Here is a 15,280-nt window from a genome sequence, read left to right as displayed (position 1 = left end):
GCGGGCGGGGACGACGGTTCATGCGTTAATGGTTAAGCGGCGACCTTCGACGACGCCAGGAAATCCTGCGCAAAGCGCTGCAGCACGCCGCCGGCTTCGTAGATCGACACCTCTTCCGCCGTATCGAGGCGGCAGGTCACCGGCACCTCGACCGTCTCCCCATTCTTACGATGGATGACCAGGGTCAGCGTCGCGCGCGGCGTGCGTGCGCCGATCACGTCATAGGTCTCGGTGCCGTCGATGCCCAGCGTGAGCCGGTTGGTGCCCGGCTTGAATTCCAGCGGCAGCACACCCATGCCGACCAGGTTGGTGCGGTGGATACGCTCGAAGCCTTCGGCCACGATCGCCTCCACGCCCGCCAGCCGCACGCCCTTTGCCGCCCAGTCGCGTGACGAGCCCTGGCCGTAGTCCGCACCCGCCACGATGATCAGCGGCTGCTTGCGCTCCATATAGGTCTCGATCGCTTCCCACATGCGCGTGACCTTCCCTTCCGGCTCGACGCGCGCCAGCGAGCCTTTCTTCACCTGCCCGTCCACCACCACCATCTCGTTGATGAGGGTCGGGTTGGCGAAGGTCGCGCGCTGCGCGGTCAGGTGGTCGCCGCGGTGGGTCGCGTAGGAGTTGAAGTCCTCTTCCGGCAGGCCCATCTTCGCCAGGTATTCGCCGGCCGCGCTGTCCAGCATGATCGCGTTCGACGGCGACAGGTGGTCGGTGGTGATGTTATCGCCGAGGACCGCCAGCGGACGCATGCCCTTGAGCGTGCGCTCGCCGGCGAGCGCGCCTTCCCAGTAAGGCGGGCGACGGATGTAGGTGCTCATCGGGCGCCAGTCGTACAGCGGATCGACCTGCTCCTCGGCCGCCTCGGTACGCGCGAACATCGGCGTGTACACCTTGCGGAACTGCTCCGGCTTCACGCTCCGCGCGATGACGGCGTCGATTTCCTCGTCGCTTGGCCACAGGTCGGACAGCGTCACCGGCTTGCCATCGGCGTCCGTGCCCAGCACGTCCTTCTCGATATCGAAGCGCACCGTGCCCGCGATCGCGTAGGCGATGACCAGCGGCGGCGAGGCCAGGAAGGCCTGCTTGGCATAGGGGTGGATGCGGCCATCGAAGTTGCGGTTGCCCGACAGGACAGCGGTCGCGTACAGGTCGCGCTCGATGATCTCCTGCTGCAGCTTGGGATCGAGCGCGCCGCTCATGCCGTTGCAGGTGGTGCAGGCGAAAGCGACCACGCCAAAGCCGAGCTGCTCCAGCTCCGGCATCAGGCCCGCTTCCTCGAGGTAGAGCGCGACGGCCTTCGATCCCGGCGCCAGCGAGCTCTTGACCCAGGGCTTGCGCTGCAGTCCGCGCTGGTTGGCGTTCCGCGCCAGCAGGCCGGCCGCGATCATATTGCGCGGGTTGTTGGTGTTGGTGCAGCTGGTGATGGCGGCGATGATCACGGCGCCATCCGGCATCTGGCCGGGTGCGTGCGCCACGTTGCCGTTGGCGATGCCGCGCGCGGCCAGCTCGCTGGTCGGCACGCGCTTGTGCGGGTTGGACGGGCCGGCGATATTGCGCACCACGGTCGACAGGTCGAACTTCAGCACGCGCTCGTACTCGGCCTCTGTCAGCGTGTCGGCCCACAGGCCGGTCTGTTTGGCATAGGTCTCGACCAGCGCCACCAGCTCGTCGTCGCGGCCGGTCAGCTTCAGGTACTTGATGGTTTGCTCGTCGATGGCGAACATCGCGGCGGTAGCGCCGAATTCCGGCGCCATGTTGGAGATGGTGGCGCGGTCGCCCAGCGTCAGCGCGGACGCGCCCTCGCCGTAGAACTCAAGGTAAGCCGAGACCACCTTTTCCTTGCGCAGGAATTCGGTCAGCGCCAGCACCACGTCGGTGGCGGTGATGCCAGGCTGCGGCTTGCCGGTCAGCTCGACGCCGACGATGTCCGGCAGGCGCATGTACGATGCGCGGCCAAGCATCACGCTCTCCGCTTCCAGGCCACCGACGCCGATCGCGATCACGCCCAGCGCGTCGACCATCGGCGTGTGCGAGTCGGTGCCGACCAGCGTGTCCGGAAACGCGACGCCGTCCTTCACCTGGATCACGGGGCTCATGCGCTCCAGGTTAATCTGGTGCAGGATGCCGTTTCCCGGCGGGATCACGTCGACGTTCTTGAATGCCTTCTTGGTCCAGTCGATGAAGTCGAAGCGGTCTTCGTTGCGGCGATCCTCGATCGCGCGGTTCTTGGCGAAGGCGTCCGGATCGAAGCCGCCGCATTCGACCGCCAGCGAGTGGTCCACCACCAGCTGGGTCGGCACCACCGGGTTGACCAGCGCCGGGTTGCCACCTTCCTGCGCAATGGCGTCGCGCAGGCCGGCCAGGTCCACCAGCGCGGTCTGGCCGAGAATGTCGTGGCACACCACGCGCGCAGGGAACCAGGGGAAGTCCAGCTCGCGCTTGCGTTCGATGATCTGCTTGAGCGAGGCCACCAGCGCCTGCGGCTCGCAGCGGCGCACCAGGTTCTCGGCCAGCACGCGCGAGGTGTAGGGCAGCGTATCCCAGGCGCCGGGCTGGATCTCGTTCACGGCTTCGCGCGCATCGAAATAATGCAGGTTGGTGCCGTGCAGGGGTTTGAGGTAGGAGCTATTCATGGGGATTCAAAATGAGTTGTCGGTGCTGCTTGCCGTAGTAGCGGCCTTCGTGGAACAGCGCGTCAGGCTCGAGGCCGAACGGCGCAAAGCCAAACGCTTCGTACAGCCGCTCTGCGCGCGTATTCCCTTCGGTGTACGCGAGCGTGATCTGGCGAATGAAGCCGAGCGAGCGGGCAAAGTCGATCAGGTGCGCGACCAGCATGCGGCCGACGCCGCGTGACTGCAGGCTTCCGTCCACGATCAGGCTGTTCAGGCTGGCCGAGTGGCGCAAGCGGCTGCCCTCTTGCGTGCGCAGCGCGATCGTGCCGAGCAGTTGGTCGCCGTCGAAAGCGCCAAACCAGTGATCGCCGGGCTTCGTGATGCGCTCCGCGTGCCACTCCATCGACTGCTGCTGCGCGTCCTCGTAGGCCGGCCCATGGCAGAACTGGAAGTCGCGCAGGCTCGCCAGCCGGAGGCCGCGGTACTGATGCACGTCGGATGCGCCGAGCGGGCGCACCACGATTTGCCCGGCGGCTTCCATCACTTGCGCTCGGCCAGCGGCACGAACTTCAGGTCTTCCGGGCCGACGTAATTGGCGCTCGGGCGGATGATCTTGTTGTCGATGCGCTGTTCGACGACGTGGGCCGACCAGCCGGACGTGCGCGAGATGACGAACAGCGGCGTGAACATCGCGGTCGGCACGCCCATCATGTGGTACGAGACGGCCGAGAACCAGTCCAGGTTCGGGAACATCTTCTTCACTTCCCACATCACGGATTCGAGCCGCTCGGCGATGTCGAACATCTTGGTGGTGCCGGCCTGCTGCGACAGCGAGCGCGCCACTTCCTTGATGACCTTGTTGCGCGGGTCGGAGATGGTGTACACCGGGTGGCCGAAGCCGATCACCACTTCCTTGTTGGCGACGCGGGTACGGATGTCGGCTTCCGCTTCGTCCGGGTTCTCGTAGCGCTGCTGGATATCGAGCGCGACTTCATTGGCGCCGCCGTGCTTCGGACCGCGCAGCGCGCCGATCGCGCCGGTGACGGCCGAGTAGATGTCCGAGCCGGTGCCGGCGATCACGCGCGCGGTGAAGGTCGATGCGTTGAACTCGTGTTCGGCGTACAGGATCAGCGAGGTGTGCATCGCCTTGACCCACTCATCCGAGGGCTTCACGCCGTGCAGCAGGTGCAGGAAGTGGCCGCCGATCGAATCGTCGTCGGTCTCCACGTCGATGCGCTTGCCGTTGTGGCTGAAGTGGTACCAGTACAGCAGCATCGAACCGAAGGAGGCCATCAGGCGATCGGCGATGTCGCGCGCGCCGGCGATGTTATGGTCGTCCTTTTCGGGCAGCGTGCAGCCGAGGACCGAGCAGCCGGTGCGCATCACGTCCATCGGATGGCTCGATGCCGGCAGCGCTTCCAGCGCGCTCTTGACAGACTGCGGCAGGCCACGCAGCGCCTTCAGCTTGGCCTTGTAGCCCTTCAGCTCCGCGACGTTCGGCAGCTTGCCGTGCACCAGCAGGTAGGCGATCTCTTCGAACTCGCTGTTGGTGGCGACGTCGAGGATGTCGTAGCCGCGGTAGTGCAGGTCGTTGCCGGAACGGCCAACCGAGCACAGTGCGGTGTTACCGGCGGCGACGCCGGACAGGGCGACGGACTTCTTCGGCTTGAAGGTCGGGGTGGTCTCGGTCGTGGTTTGGTCGCTCATCTCGGGTGTCTCCTTTATTTAGCCTTGGCTTGCATGAACAGCGCGTCCAGCTTCTGTTCGTAGCTGTGGTAATCGATGCGGTCGTACAGTTCCGCGCGGGTCTGCATGGTGTCGACCACATTCTGCTGGGTGCCGTCGCGGCGGATTGCGTTGTACACGTTTTCGGCGGCCTTGTTCATGGCGCGGAAGGCGGACAGCGGGTACAGCACGATGTCCACGTCGGCGCCTTTCAGCTCGTCGGTGGTGAACAGCGGAGTCGCGCCGAACTCGGTGATGTTGGCCAGGATCGGCACCTTCACCGCTTTCTTGAACTGCGCGTACATCTCCAGGCTGGTGATCGCTTCCGGGAAGATCATGTCGGCGCCGGCTTCAACGCAGGCCACCGCGCGCTCGACGGCGGCGTCCAGGCCTTCCACGGCCAGCGCGTCGGTGCGCGCCATGATCACGAAGTTCTCGTCGGTGCGGGCATCGGCGGCGGCCTTGATGCGGTCGACCATCTCGGACTTGCTGACGATCTCCTTGCCCGGACGGTGGCCGCAGCGCTTGGCGCCGACCTGGTCTTCGATGTGCACGGCGGCGGCGCCGAACTTGATCATCGAGCGCACGGTGCGCGCGACGTTGAAGGCCGAGGCGCCGAAGCCGGTGTCGACGTCGACCAGCAACGGCAGGTCGCACACGTCGGTGATGCGGCGCACGTCGGTCAGCACGTCGTCGAGATTCGAGATACCCAGGTCCGGCAGGCCCAGCGAGCCGGCCGCGACGCCGCCGCCGGACAGGTAGATGGCCTTGAAGCCGGCGCGCTTGGCCAGCAGGGCGTGGTTGGCATTGATGGCGCCGACGACCTGCAGCGGCGATTCTTCCTTGACGGCCTGGCGGAACGCGGCGCCGGCGGAACGGATGCTCATATTGTTTACCTTTCAGGTGTCGCGTTGTGTTCGAAACGCGGATGTTTATGCAATCGGCGTGCCAGCGTCGAGGTAGTGAGCCAAGTCATTGATATTCATGGAACTACAGGCGAGTTTACAACCATCACTCAGCATTACGGGGTGGCCCTGGTGTTTCATGCGTTTCAATGAAACACGGCATTGAAAAAATGAACTACACTTGAAACATGAGTTCCCTGCCCTTTCCAGCGCAAAGCGCCGACAAGCCGGTCATCTGGACGGTGTCGGTGTCGCGCCTGTCGGATCTGTTCCGCGACATCACGCTCGAGTTCGACCATCTGGCCACCATCGAGCCGATCCCGCTCGGATTCGACGAGGCGGCGCGCCACATCCGCGAACGGATGGCCACCGAGCGCTGCGACGTCGTGATCGCGGCCGGCTCGAACGCGGCTTACCTGAAGGGCCGCGTGTCGGCGCCGGTGGTGGTGGCACGGGCCAGCGGCTACGACGTGATGCAAGCGCTGGCGCGTGCGCGGCGGGTGTCGGACCGCATCGCCGTCATCAGCTACCAGGAGCTGCCGCAACTGGCCGAATTCGCGACGACGTTCGGGCTGTCGATCGAGCAGCGCATCTACGCAACCGAGGAGGATGCCCGCGCCAGCATCAGCGAATTGAAAGCGGCGGGCGTCAATGTCGTCGTCGGCGCCGGTCTGGTGACCGACCTGGCCGAGGAAGCGGGGCTGACTGGCGTGTTCCTGTATTCGGCCGCGTCGATTCGCCAGGCCTTCGAGGATGCGCTGGAGATGGCCCGGCTGACACAGCTGGAAGCCTCGCGCCGCCATCGCACGCAGGTACCCGAGACACTGCGCGCGCGCCGCGGCCTGGCCGACCTGCGTGGTGAATCGGCGGCGATGGAGCGCCTGCGGCAATCGGTGGTGCTGTACGCGCGCTCGCCGGCCACGGTGCTGATCCAGGGCGAGACCGGCAGCGGCAAGGAGCTGGTGGCGCAGGCCATTCACCGCGAGGCGCCGCGCAGCCTGGGCGCCAACCGGCCCTTCGTCGCGGTGAACTGCGGCGCGATCGCCGAATCGCTGCTGGAATCGGAGCTGTTCGGGCACGAGGAAGGCGCCTTCACCGGCGCGCGGCGCGGCGGCCATGCAGGCCTGTTCGAAGCCGCCAACAAGGGCACGCTGTTCCTCGACGAGATCGGCGAGATGCCGCTGGCGCTGCAAACGCGGCTGCTGCGGGTGCTGGAAGAGCGCGAGGTGATGCGGGTCGGAGGCACGCGGCCGGTGCCGATCGACGTGCGCGTGATCAGCGCGACCCACTGCGACCTCGAAGCGCGAGTGCGCGAGGGACGCTTCCGCGCCGACCTGTTCTACCGCCTGGCCGTGCTGCGGCTGGCGCTGCCGCCGCTGCGCGCGCGCGTGGAAGACATCGCAGGGCTGGCGGAATGGTCGCTCAAGCACGCGATGGCGGCGCTGGGCGCGCGCCCGCATCCCAACCTGCATGCCGAGCTGGCCGCGTGCGTGCCGCTGCTGGAGCGCTATGCGTGGCCGGGCAATGTGCGCGAGCTGCGCAACCTGATGGAACGGCTGGCGCTGTTCCTGGCGGCCGAGCCGCTGCAGGCGCTGACGCCGAGCTTCCTGCTGTCGATCGCGCCCGAGCTGTCGCGGCAGGAGTCCTTGGCCGTGCCGGCGCCCTCACCCGCCGCGCCGGCGCCGGTGGAAACAGCGGCCGAGGTGCTGGCGCGTTTCGGCGGCCAGCGCGACGCCGCGGCCAAATACCTCGGCATCAGCCGCACGACCTTCTGGCGGCGCCTGCGCAGCGGCGCCTGAGCCGCGCGATCCATACCGTTTAGCTCAATACGGTACAGCGTACCCGGCGCACAATCTTCTGGTTCGCGGCATACAATGCCGTTATCTGGAGGCCGTATGCAAAAGCAAGCAGCTCTCTTTTCCCTCATCGGCAACACGCCGCTGGTCGAGGTCACGCGCATGGACACCGGTCCCTGCCAGCTCTTCCTCAAGCTCGAATCGCAGAACCCCGGCGGCTCCATCAAGGACCGCATCGGCCGCGCCATGATCGAACAGGCCGAGGCCGACGGCCTGCTCAAGCCCGGCGGCGTGGTGGTCGAAGCCACCGCCGGCAACACAGGCCTCGGCCTCGCGCTGGTCGCGCGCATCAAGGGCTACCGGGTGGTGCTGGTGGTGCCGGACAAAATGGCGGCTGAAAAAGTGCTGCACCTGAAGGCACTGGGCGCCGAAATCCATCTCACGCGTTCGGACGTCGGCAAGGGCCATCCGGACTATTACCAGGACTATGCGGCGCGGCTGGCGCGCGAGATCCCGGGCGCGTGGTTCGCCGACCAGTTCAACAATCCGGCCAACCCAAGGGCGCACGAAACCACCACCGGGCCTGAGTTGTGGGAACAGGCCGGGCACGATCTCGACGCGATCGTGGTCGGCGTCGGCTCGGGCGGCACCCTGACCGGGCTGTCGCGCTACTTCAAGCAGGTCCAGCCCAAGCTCGAATTCGTGCTGGCCGATCCGCGCGGCTCCATCCTCGCCGACTACGTGAAGACGGGGCGGCTGTCGGACGTGTCGGGATCGTGGGCGGTGGAAGGCATCGGCGAAGACTTCATTCCCAACAATGCCGACCTGTCGAATGTGCACACGGCCTACACCATCAGCGACGAGGAAAGCTTCCAGACCGCGCGCGCCCTGCTGCGCAGCGAGGGCATCCTCGGCGGCTCGTCGACCGGCACCCTGCTCGCGGCCGCGCTCAAATACTGCCGCGCGCAGAGCGTGCCCAAGCGGGTGGCCACCTTCGTGGTGGATACCGGTACGCGCTATCTCACCAAGGTGTACAGCGACGGCTGGATGGTCGACCAGGGGCTGCTCGAACGCCCGCACACCGGCGACCTGCGCGACCTGATCGGGCGCCGCTACGACGCCGGCGAAGTCATCACGGTCTCACCGACCGACACGCTGCTCACCGCGTTCAACCGCATGCGCAGCGCGGACCTGGCACAGATGCCCGTCATCGACGGCGGCAAGCTGGTGGGCCTGATCGACGAATCCGACCTGCTGCTGCACGTGACCAGCGAACCGGGGCGCTTCGGCGCGCCGGTGGCCAGCACGATGACGGCGCACCTGCGCACCTTGCGGCCATCGGCCAGCATGCTGGAGCTGCGTGGCATCCTCGATCGCGGGCTCACCGCCGTGATTTGCGATGACGCCGGCTTCTACGGCCTGATCACGCGCTTCGATTTGCTCAACCATCTACGCAGGACGCTATCGTGAACGACGAACGCAAGCAATTCGACATCGCCACCCGCGTTATCCACGGCGGGCAGGAACCCGACCCGTCCACCGGCGCAGTGATGCCGCCCATTTACGCCACCTCGACGTATGCGCAGGCGAGCCCGGGCGTGCACAAGGGCCTGGACTACGGGCGCTCGCACAATCCCACGCGCTGGGCGCTGGAGCGCTGCGTGGCCAATCTCGAAAGCGGCAGCGCGGGGTTTGCATTCGCGTCCGGGCTGGCGGCGATCTCGGCGGTGCTGGCGCTGCTGCCTTCAGGCTCGCACATCGTGGCCGGCGACGACATGTATGGCGGCACCTACCGCCTGTTCGAACGTGTGCTGCGGCCCAGCGCGGGGCACGACTTCAGCTACGCCAACCTTGCGGATCCGCGTGCGCTGGTGGAGGCACTGCGGCCGGACACGCGCATGGTGTGGATCGAGTCGCCGACCAACCCGATGCTCAAGCTGGCCGACCTGGCCGAGGTGGCGCGCATCTGCCGCGAGCGCGGCATTCTCGCGGTGTGCGACAACACCTTCGCCAGCCCGATCGTGCAGCGGCCTTTGGAGTTGGGGATGGACATCGTCGTGCACTCCACCACCAAGTACATGAACGGGCATTCGGATGTGATCGGGGGCGTGGCGGTGGTCGGCACCGAGGAGCGGCACGCGAGCTTGCGCGAGCGGCTGGGCTTCATCCAGAACGCGGTGGGCGCAATACAGGGGCCGTTCGACAGCTTCCTCGTCCTGCGGGGCATCAAGACGCTGGCGCTTCGGGTGGAGCGCAGCTGCGCGAACGCGCTGGCGCTGGCGCACTGGCTGGAACGGGAACCCAAGATGCGCAAGGTGTTTTATCCGGGGCTGGAATCGCATCCCCAGCATGCGCTCGCACAACGGCAGATGAATGGCTACGGCGGCATTATCTCCATCGAGCTGGAATCGGATCTCGCGGGGGCGCGGCGCTTCCTCGAGCACTGCGAAGTGTTCACGCTGGCGGAGAGCCTGGGCGGGGTCGAGAGCCTGATCGAGCATCCGGCGCTGATGACGCATTCGAGCATTCCGGCGGACCAGAGGGCGGTGCTGGGGATTAGCGATACCTTGATCCGGCTGTCGGTGGGCATCGAGCACGTCGAGGACCAGCGCGAGGATCTGCGGCGGGCGTTGGCGGCGGTTTGAGCCACTCGTTGCTCGCGCACGCGCTGAACCGAGACAGCGCTAAATACAACCCGCAACCTTTGAACCGTCGTTTCCGGCAGTGCCGGGAACGACGTCTTTAGTTTAAAGGTAAACTCGCAGCGCCGCGAATCTTCGAGCTTTAAACCACCGTCGTTCCCGCGTAGGCCGTAACCCCATTTCGCGTGCGGGACGGCAGCGCTTTTCGGGACGCAGGCAGGCGCGTTGCACGCGTGGCTTCAAGCGCAGGCGCCGCATCCACCTTGAAGATGCCAACCAGTTCCGCCAGCTCCAACGACTGCTCACGCAGCGCATCCGCCGCGGCGGTCGCCTCCTCCACCAGCGCCGCATTCTGCCGCGTCGAATCATCCATGCTGGCGATCGCCTCACCGATCTGCGCGATGCCGGACGCCTGCTCCGCGCTGGCCACGTTGATCGCGCCGAGGATCCTGCTCAACTTCTGCACGTCGCGCACGATGTCGTGCATGGTGGTGCCAGCTTCGTTGGCGAGCGCGGTGCCCTGCTCGATCTCGCTGGCCGAATCCGTGATCAGCTTCTTGATGTCCTTCGCCGCCGATGCCGAACGCTGCGCCAGCGAGCGCACTTCGCCCGCCACCACCGCAAAGCCGCGCCCTTCCTCCCCGGCGCGCGCCGCCTCGACGGCCGCATTCAGCGCAAGGATGTTGGTCTGGAAGGCGATGCCGTCGATGACCGCGATGATGTCGACGATGCGCGACGCCGAGGTGCGGATCGATCCCATCTTGCTGACCATCTGGGTCATCGCTTCGCCGCCTGCCTGCGCCACCGACGATGCCGACGCGGCCAGTCGGCTCGCTTCGTTCGCGCTCTCGCTGTTCTGGTGCACGGTGGCGGTCAGTTCTTCCATCGACGCGGCGGTCTGTTCGATCGCGCTGGCCTGGTGTTCGGTGCGGCCGGACAGGTCATGGTTGCCTTCAGCGATCTGCTCCGAGGCGCTGTCGATCGCACGCGCGCCGTCCAGCACACGCGCCACGGTAGCGGCCATGCTGGCGGTCATGCGGTTCAGGGCGTCGAACAGGCGGCCGATTTCGTCGTCGCGGCTGTGGCGGATCGAGGCGCGCAGATCGCCGCCGGCGACACGCTCGGCCAGCTCGACGCCGGCCACCAGCGGAAGCACGATGTGGCGTGTCAGGAACCAGGCGAGCAGGCTGCCGGCCACCAGCGCGGCGGCGCCGAGCACGCCCACCAGCAGTTGGCTGGCGACGAAGGTGGTCCCGGATTCGGCCCGCATCGCGCGCGCCTGTTCGGTCTCGTAGGATTGCAGCGCAGCGACGCCGTCGTTGAAGCGCTTCAGCGCGGGATCGAGCTTGCTGGACAGGAGCTGCTCGACCTCGATGGTCTTGCCCATGTCCTTGGCCTGGAAGATCTCGGTGCGCGCCGCGGCGAGCACCGCCTTCTGTTCGGCGACGGCCTTCAGCAGGCGCTTTTCAGTGTCATTCATCGACAGTGCGGCGAGCGCGCTTTCGGCCTTCGACGCGTGCTGCTCGCCGGTCTTGAGCTGGGCCTGGTAGTAGTCGCCCAGTTCAAGGCTGTCGCTACGCGCGATCGACACAGCGAGCAAGCCGTTGAGCTGCGCGGCGTTCAGCAGGTCGGAGGTCAGCTGCTGCTTGGCGAGCTTGTCGTCGACCAGGTTCGAGGCGATCACGTTGGCGCTGTGCATGCGCCAGATCGAAACGCCCGAGATCACGGCGATAACGAACAGGAGGATTGCGAAGGAGCCGAGGATAGCGGTGCCGGCTTGGAGCTTGGGGAGGCGCATCGTGACTTTCCGTAGTCGGGATGCGCTTGATTATCGGCAACTAATATGACAGGGATATTACAGGGTGGGTTTTGATATGCGGGGTGAATCGAAGGGAGGTGGCCAAAAGCCACAGTAATCGCTGATCAACGAAAATGGGGTTCCCGAAAGCGGGAACCCCATTTTGCGTGCGCGACCTGCAACGCTGAACTGAAGATCAGCGCTTGATGGCCGGAATATCCGACGCCTTGTAGTGCGCCACCGGCTCCTCCTTCAACTTCTTCTGCAGCATCTGAATCGCCGTTTCAAGCTGGCGGTCGCGCCCATTGAAGGTCTCGTTGGGCAGGTTGTCCACCTCGACGTCCGGTGTGACGCCGACGCCCTCGACCAGCCACTTGCCGTCCTCCGTCGCGAACTGCGCGTTCTGCGCGACGCGCGCCATGCCGTTGTCGGCCAGGCCGTTGCCGTCGCTAAGCCACACGCCAGCGCCGGCCGTGCGCTTGCCCACCAGCGGCGCCAGCTTCAGCGCCTTGATCCCGGCCGAGAAGGTCTCGCCGTCCGAGTAGGTCATCTGGTCGATCAGCACCACCAGGTGCCCGCGGAAGGTGTTCTGCATGTTCGGCCGCGGCGGACTGCCGTTCGCGGTCCAGAACATCCAGGCCTTGCGCAGCAGCTTCTCGACGATCCAGCTGTCGATGTTGCCGCCGTTGTTGCGGCGGACGTCGATGATCAGGCCGTCCTTGTTGATGTTGGCGTAGAAGTTGCGCGCGAAGGAGTCGATATCGGTCGGCCCCATCGCGCGCAGGTGCAGGTAGCCGATCTTGCCGCCCGAGGCTTCGTCCACCGCGGCTGCGCGGCTCTGCTCCCAGTCGGCGTAGCGCAGCGAGGACTGGCGCACCATCGGCACCGGCGTGACGATCACCTTGCGCGGCGTGCCGCCCGGGTGCTTCACTGTCAGCAGGGTCTGGCGGCCGGCCTGGTTGAGCAGCTCGTCGGCGATGTCGCGCACCTCGGTCAGCGCGTGGCCGTTGACGGAGGCGATGATGTCGCCCTCCTTCACGTTCACGTCCGGCGCCGCCAGCGGGCCGCGCTCTTCCGGCAGTTCCGGCTCGCTGCGGTAGATGCGGTCGACGCGGTAGCCGTCGGCGACGCGGGTCAGCACGGCGCCCAGTCCCGCGGGCGCGCCTTCGAACGGCGGACGGCGGATATCGCCCGGGCGCACCTGCGAGTGCAGCGCGCCGACTTCGCCGATCATCATGCCCAGCACGTCGTCCAGCTCCGCGCGGTCCGTGACGCGATCGACCAGCGGCGCGTAGCGCGCCTTGACCGCGTTCCAGTCGATGCCGCGCATCTTGTTGTCGTACAGGTAGTCGCGGTGCATGCGCCAGGGCGTCGTTGAACATCTGCTTCCACTCCAGGCGCGGATTGGACACGATGGTCCAGTCGTCGACCTTGACGCGGGCCTTGGTCAAATCCGTCGGCGCCTTGGCGCCGGCGTCGACGAACAGCATCTCGCCCGGGCCGGTGGTGGAGGCGGTGCGGTAGAACACGTGCTTGCGGTCGTCGGTGAGACCGAAGTCGCGCACGTTCGCGACGAACACTTCCGGCTGCGGCGCGGTGCGGCTGATCGCCAGCGTCTTCAACGTGCCCTGGCGGCGGCCGTCGCTTTCGAGCAGGTAGAGGCGCTTGTCGTCGACCGCCACCGCGCTGTAGTTGCCCGGTGCGAGCGGCACTTCGTACAGGCGCTCGCGCAGGCCCGCGTACTCCACCGGCGGCAGCTTCGGCTTCTTCTCTTCCGCCTTGGGCGCGGCCTTGGCGTCGGCCATCGCGGCCGCCACTACCTTCTCGGCGACCGCGACGGTGTCGGACGATTTGCTGTCGGCGGCCGGCTTCTCTTCCGGCTTGGACAGTTCGTCGTCCGGCTTGAACGGGAAGCGCGAGCCGGACTGCAGCGCCAGCGCGAACACGCCGACGCGCTTGTCGAATACCGGGCCCATATCGCGGTCGGCCCAGACCGAACCGTTACCGACGTTGAAGTGGCGCGCCGACAGGAAGTACAGCCACTTCCCGTCCGGCGAGAAGGCCGGCGAGCTGGCGGTGTAGCGGTCGGTGGTGACGAAGGCCAGGTCGCGGGTGTCGAGGTTGTACATGCCGATCTGGTTGCGCTGCTCGGCGCTGCCGGCGCGGACGAAGGCGACGTTGCGGCTGTCCGGCGACCACACTACCTGGTCGGAGCGTTCGAGGCCGACCTTGCCGGCATCGTCGATCACGACGTTCTTGCCGCTCGCGAGTTCGAGCAGCCAGGTGCGGCCGTGCTTGTCGGTGTGGGCGATCCATTTGCCGTCCGGGGACGGGTACAGCGCCCAGCGGTGGTTGCCGGCGCCGTCGCGGGTGAGCTGCTCGCCGTGGCCGGAACCGTCGGCGGCGTAGCGCCAGATCTCGTTCTCGCCGCTGCTGTCGACGATGGCGTAGATGGTTTTGTCGTCGTGGCTGAACACGGCGCCGCGGGCGCGGGCGCCTTCCGGCACCGCGATCTCGACGCGGCGCTGGCTGTGCAGGCCGGCGACCGTGACGTGGCCGCGCGCGGTGAGCACGATGCGCTCCGTCTTGTTGGCGATCTCGATGTCGGTGAGCGCGTCCAGCGGCGAGCGGATCAGGCGCGTGCGCTGCTGGTCGAAGTCGGACACCAGGCTGGCCTTGAGCAGGCGGTCGCCGCCGGCGGCGATGTCGAGCACGTGCAGGTCTGCGCCGAGCTGGTAGACGATGCGTCCGTCGCCGAGCGCCGCGCTGCGCACGTCCCAGTCCTTGTGCTGGGTGAGCTGTTTGCGGTCGCCGCCGTCCGGGTTGGACGACCACAGGTTGTCGCTGCCGGAGGCGTCGCTGATGAAGTAGAGGCGGCCCTTCCACCACATCGGGCGGCTGTTGTTGCCGGCGTCGTTCGCGAACAGCAGTTCGGCTTCGCGCTTGGCGCTCAGCTCGAAACGCCACAGCTGGGCGTGGGCGCCGCCGCGGTAGTTCTTCACGTGGTCGCCGGTCATGGCGAGGCCCATGCGCGTGAAGTAGACGGTGCGGCCGGCGTCGTCGAGCACGGCGTCGTTGGCGTCGGCCAGCGGCAGCACGCGGCGCGCCATGTTTTGCGGGTCGATCGCGGCGATCACGCGGTGGCGCGCGGGTCCGGTGGTATTTTCGGTGCTGACCAGGACTTCGCCCTGCGGGGTCCAGCCCAGCACCAGCACATTGCCGTTCTCGAAGGTCAGGCGCTTGGGCAGGCCGCCGTCGAGCGGCATCACGTAGGCTTCCTGCGCGCCCTCATACGCGGCGGTGAAGGCGACCAGCTTGCCGTCGAAGGAGAGCGCGGCGTTGGTTTCGGCGGCCGGGTGGGTGGTCAGGCGTTGGGCCTTGCCGCCGGCGACCGAGGTGCGCCAGAGGTCGCCCTCGGCGGTGAACACCACGGTGTCGCCGCGGATGGCGGGGAAGCGGAAGTAGGGGTCGGCGGCAGAGGCGTGGGCGGCAGCGAAGGCGGCGGCCAGGGCGAGAACGGTCTGATGCAATTTCATTTTCGCTGCGGAAATAGTTGCAAAGGGGGGAGTTTGCCACAGGGCACTGAGGCGGAGGGGGGAAAGTTCATGCATATGTCTGGATGCAGTGCAGCTGTTACCGCAATCGTCGAAACGTCGTCCCCGCGCAGGCGGGGATCCATGCTGAGCTGGCTGGTCGGCTGCGTTTCAAGTTTCGACGCGCAAGCGGTTTATGGGTCCCCGCCTGCGCGGGGACGACGGTATCTCTTACGCTGGCAGTGCGAAAAAAAACCGCGCACGAGGCG

The 15,280-nt window shown here is 66.7% G+C and carries 9 protein-coding genes and 1 pseudogene; 3 read left to right on the top strand and 7 right to left on the bottom strand.

Features of this window, described 5'->3' with window-relative positions; all coding sequences use genetic code 11:
* Positions 1-32 precede the first annotated feature (32 nt).
* The 4 genes from acnD to prpB are packed head-to-tail and all read right to left on the bottom strand — an operon-like array spanning position 33 to position 5,224.
* Positions 33-2,633, bottom strand: coding sequence for a Fe/S-dependent 2-methylisocitrate dehydratase AcnD (gene acnD, locus NX778_RS24310; RefSeq protein ID WP_258814398.1), 2,601 nt, complete (start codon positions 2,631-2,633; stop codon positions 33-35).
* Positions 2,626-3,153 carry a GNAT family N-acetyltransferase gene (locus NX778_RS24305; protein WP_258814412.1) on the bottom strand — a complete coding sequence of 176 codons (528 nt, stop codon included), beginning with the start codon at positions 3,151-3,153 and terminating at the stop codon, positions 2,626-2,628. Before NX778_RS24305 ends, acnD begins: the two co-directional genes overlap by 8 nt.
* Entirely contained in the window at positions 3,153-4,319 is a 1,167-nt protein-coding gene (prpC, locus tag NX778_RS24300) for a bifunctional 2-methylcitrate synthase/citrate synthase (RefSeq protein ID WP_258814397.1), read from the bottom strand. The genes NX778_RS24305 and prpC overlap by 1 nt, the downstream gene beginning before the upstream one ends.
* 14 nt (positions 4,320-4,333) lie before the next feature.
* Positions 4,334-5,224: a methylisocitrate lyase gene (gene prpB, locus NX778_RS24295; RefSeq protein WP_258814396.1), complete on the bottom strand. Its 891-nt coding sequence runs from the start codon at positions 5,222-5,224 to the stop codon at positions 4,334-4,336.
* A 206-nt stretch (positions 5,225-5,430) separates the two neighbouring features.
* On the opposite strand from prpB, the gene prpR reads away from it, so the two are divergent.
* The 3 genes from prpR to NX778_RS24280 all read left to right on the top strand — a co-directional run bounded on the left by prpR (position 5,431) and on the right by NX778_RS24280 (position 9,683).
* Positions 5,431-7,041, top strand: a complete 1,611-nt coding sequence (gene prpR / locus NX778_RS24290; RefSeq protein WP_258814395.1) for a propionate catabolism operon regulatory protein PrpR — start codon at positions 5,431-5,433, stop codon at positions 7,039-7,041.
* Between the two features lie 96 nt (positions 7,042-7,137).
* Positions 7,138-8,508, top strand: coding sequence for a pyridoxal-phosphate dependent enzyme (locus tag NX778_RS24285; protein ID WP_258814394.1), 1,371 nt, complete (start codon positions 7,138-7,140; stop codon positions 8,506-8,508).
* Positions 8,505-9,683, top strand: coding sequence for a trans-sulfuration enzyme family protein (locus tag NX778_RS24280; RefSeq protein ID WP_258814393.1), 1,179 nt, complete (start codon positions 8,505-8,507; stop codon positions 9,681-9,683). Before NX778_RS24285 ends, NX778_RS24280 begins: the two co-directional genes overlap by 4 nt.
* Before the next feature lie 139 nt (positions 9,684-9,822).
* Here NX778_RS24280 and NX778_RS24275 read toward each other — a convergent pair whose 3' ends face one another.
* The 3 genes and pseudogenes from NX778_RS24275 to NX778_RS24680 form a co-directional block, all read right to left on the bottom strand.
* Positions 9,823-11,478 carry a methyl-accepting chemotaxis protein gene (locus NX778_RS24275; RefSeq protein WP_258814392.1) on the bottom strand — a complete coding sequence of 552 codons (1,656 nt, stop codon included), beginning with the start codon at positions 11,476-11,478 and terminating at the stop codon, positions 9,823-9,825.
* Positions 11,479-11,674: 196 nt separating this feature from the next.
* Entirely contained in the window at positions 11,675-12,808 is a 1,134-nt protein-coding gene (locus NX778_RS24270; protein ID WP_258814411.1) for a S41 family peptidase, read from the bottom strand.
* A 241-nt stretch (positions 12,809-13,049) separates the two neighbouring features.
* Positions 13,050-15,014 (bottom strand): annotated as a pseudogene (locus tag NX778_RS24680) (S41 family peptidase); the annotation flags it as partial.
* Between the last annotated feature and the right edge of the window lie 266 nt (positions 15,015-15,280).

The sequence above is a fragment of the Massilia terrae genome, from assembly GCF_024753145.1.
GTDB classification, from domain to species: Bacteria; Pseudomonadota; Gammaproteobacteria; order Burkholderiales; family Burkholderiaceae_D; genus Telluria; species Telluria terrae.
The sequence above is the reverse complement of the archived record's forward strand: the minus strand, read 5'-3'. Positions and strand labels throughout refer to the sequence as shown.

Excerpts from the sequence above, each read along its gene's own strand:
- prpB (WP_258814396.1), bottom strand. The coding sequence starts at position 5,224 with ATGAGCATCCGTTCCGCCGGCGCCGCGTTCCGCCAGGCCGTCAAGGAA.
- NX778_RS24285 (WP_258814394.1), top strand. The coding sequence starts at position 7,138 with ATGCAAAAGCAAGCAGCTCTCTTTTCCCTCATCGGCAACACGCCGCTG.
- prpR (WP_258814395.1), top strand. The coding sequence starts at position 5,431 with ATGAGTTCCCTGCCCTTTCCAGCGCAAAGCGCCGACAAGCCGGTCATC.
- NX778_RS24270 (WP_258814411.1), bottom strand. The coding sequence starts at position 12,808 with ATGCGCGGCATCGACTGGAACGCGGTCAAGGCGCGCTACGCGCCGCTG.
- prpC (WP_258814397.1), bottom strand. The coding sequence starts at position 4,319 with ATGAGCGACCAAACCACGACCGAGACCACCCCGACCTTCAAGCCGAAG.
- NX778_RS24305 (WP_258814412.1), bottom strand. The coding sequence starts at position 3,153 with ATGGAAGCCGCCGGGCAAATCGTGGTGCGCCCGCTCGGCGCATCCGAC.
- NX778_RS24275 (WP_258814392.1), bottom strand. The coding sequence starts at position 11,478 with ATGCGCCTCCCCAAGCTCCAAGCCGGCACCGCTATCCTCGGCTCCTTC.
- acnD (WP_258814398.1), bottom strand. The coding sequence starts at position 2,633 with ATGAATAGCTCCTACCTCAAACCCCTGCACGGCACCAACCTGCATTAT.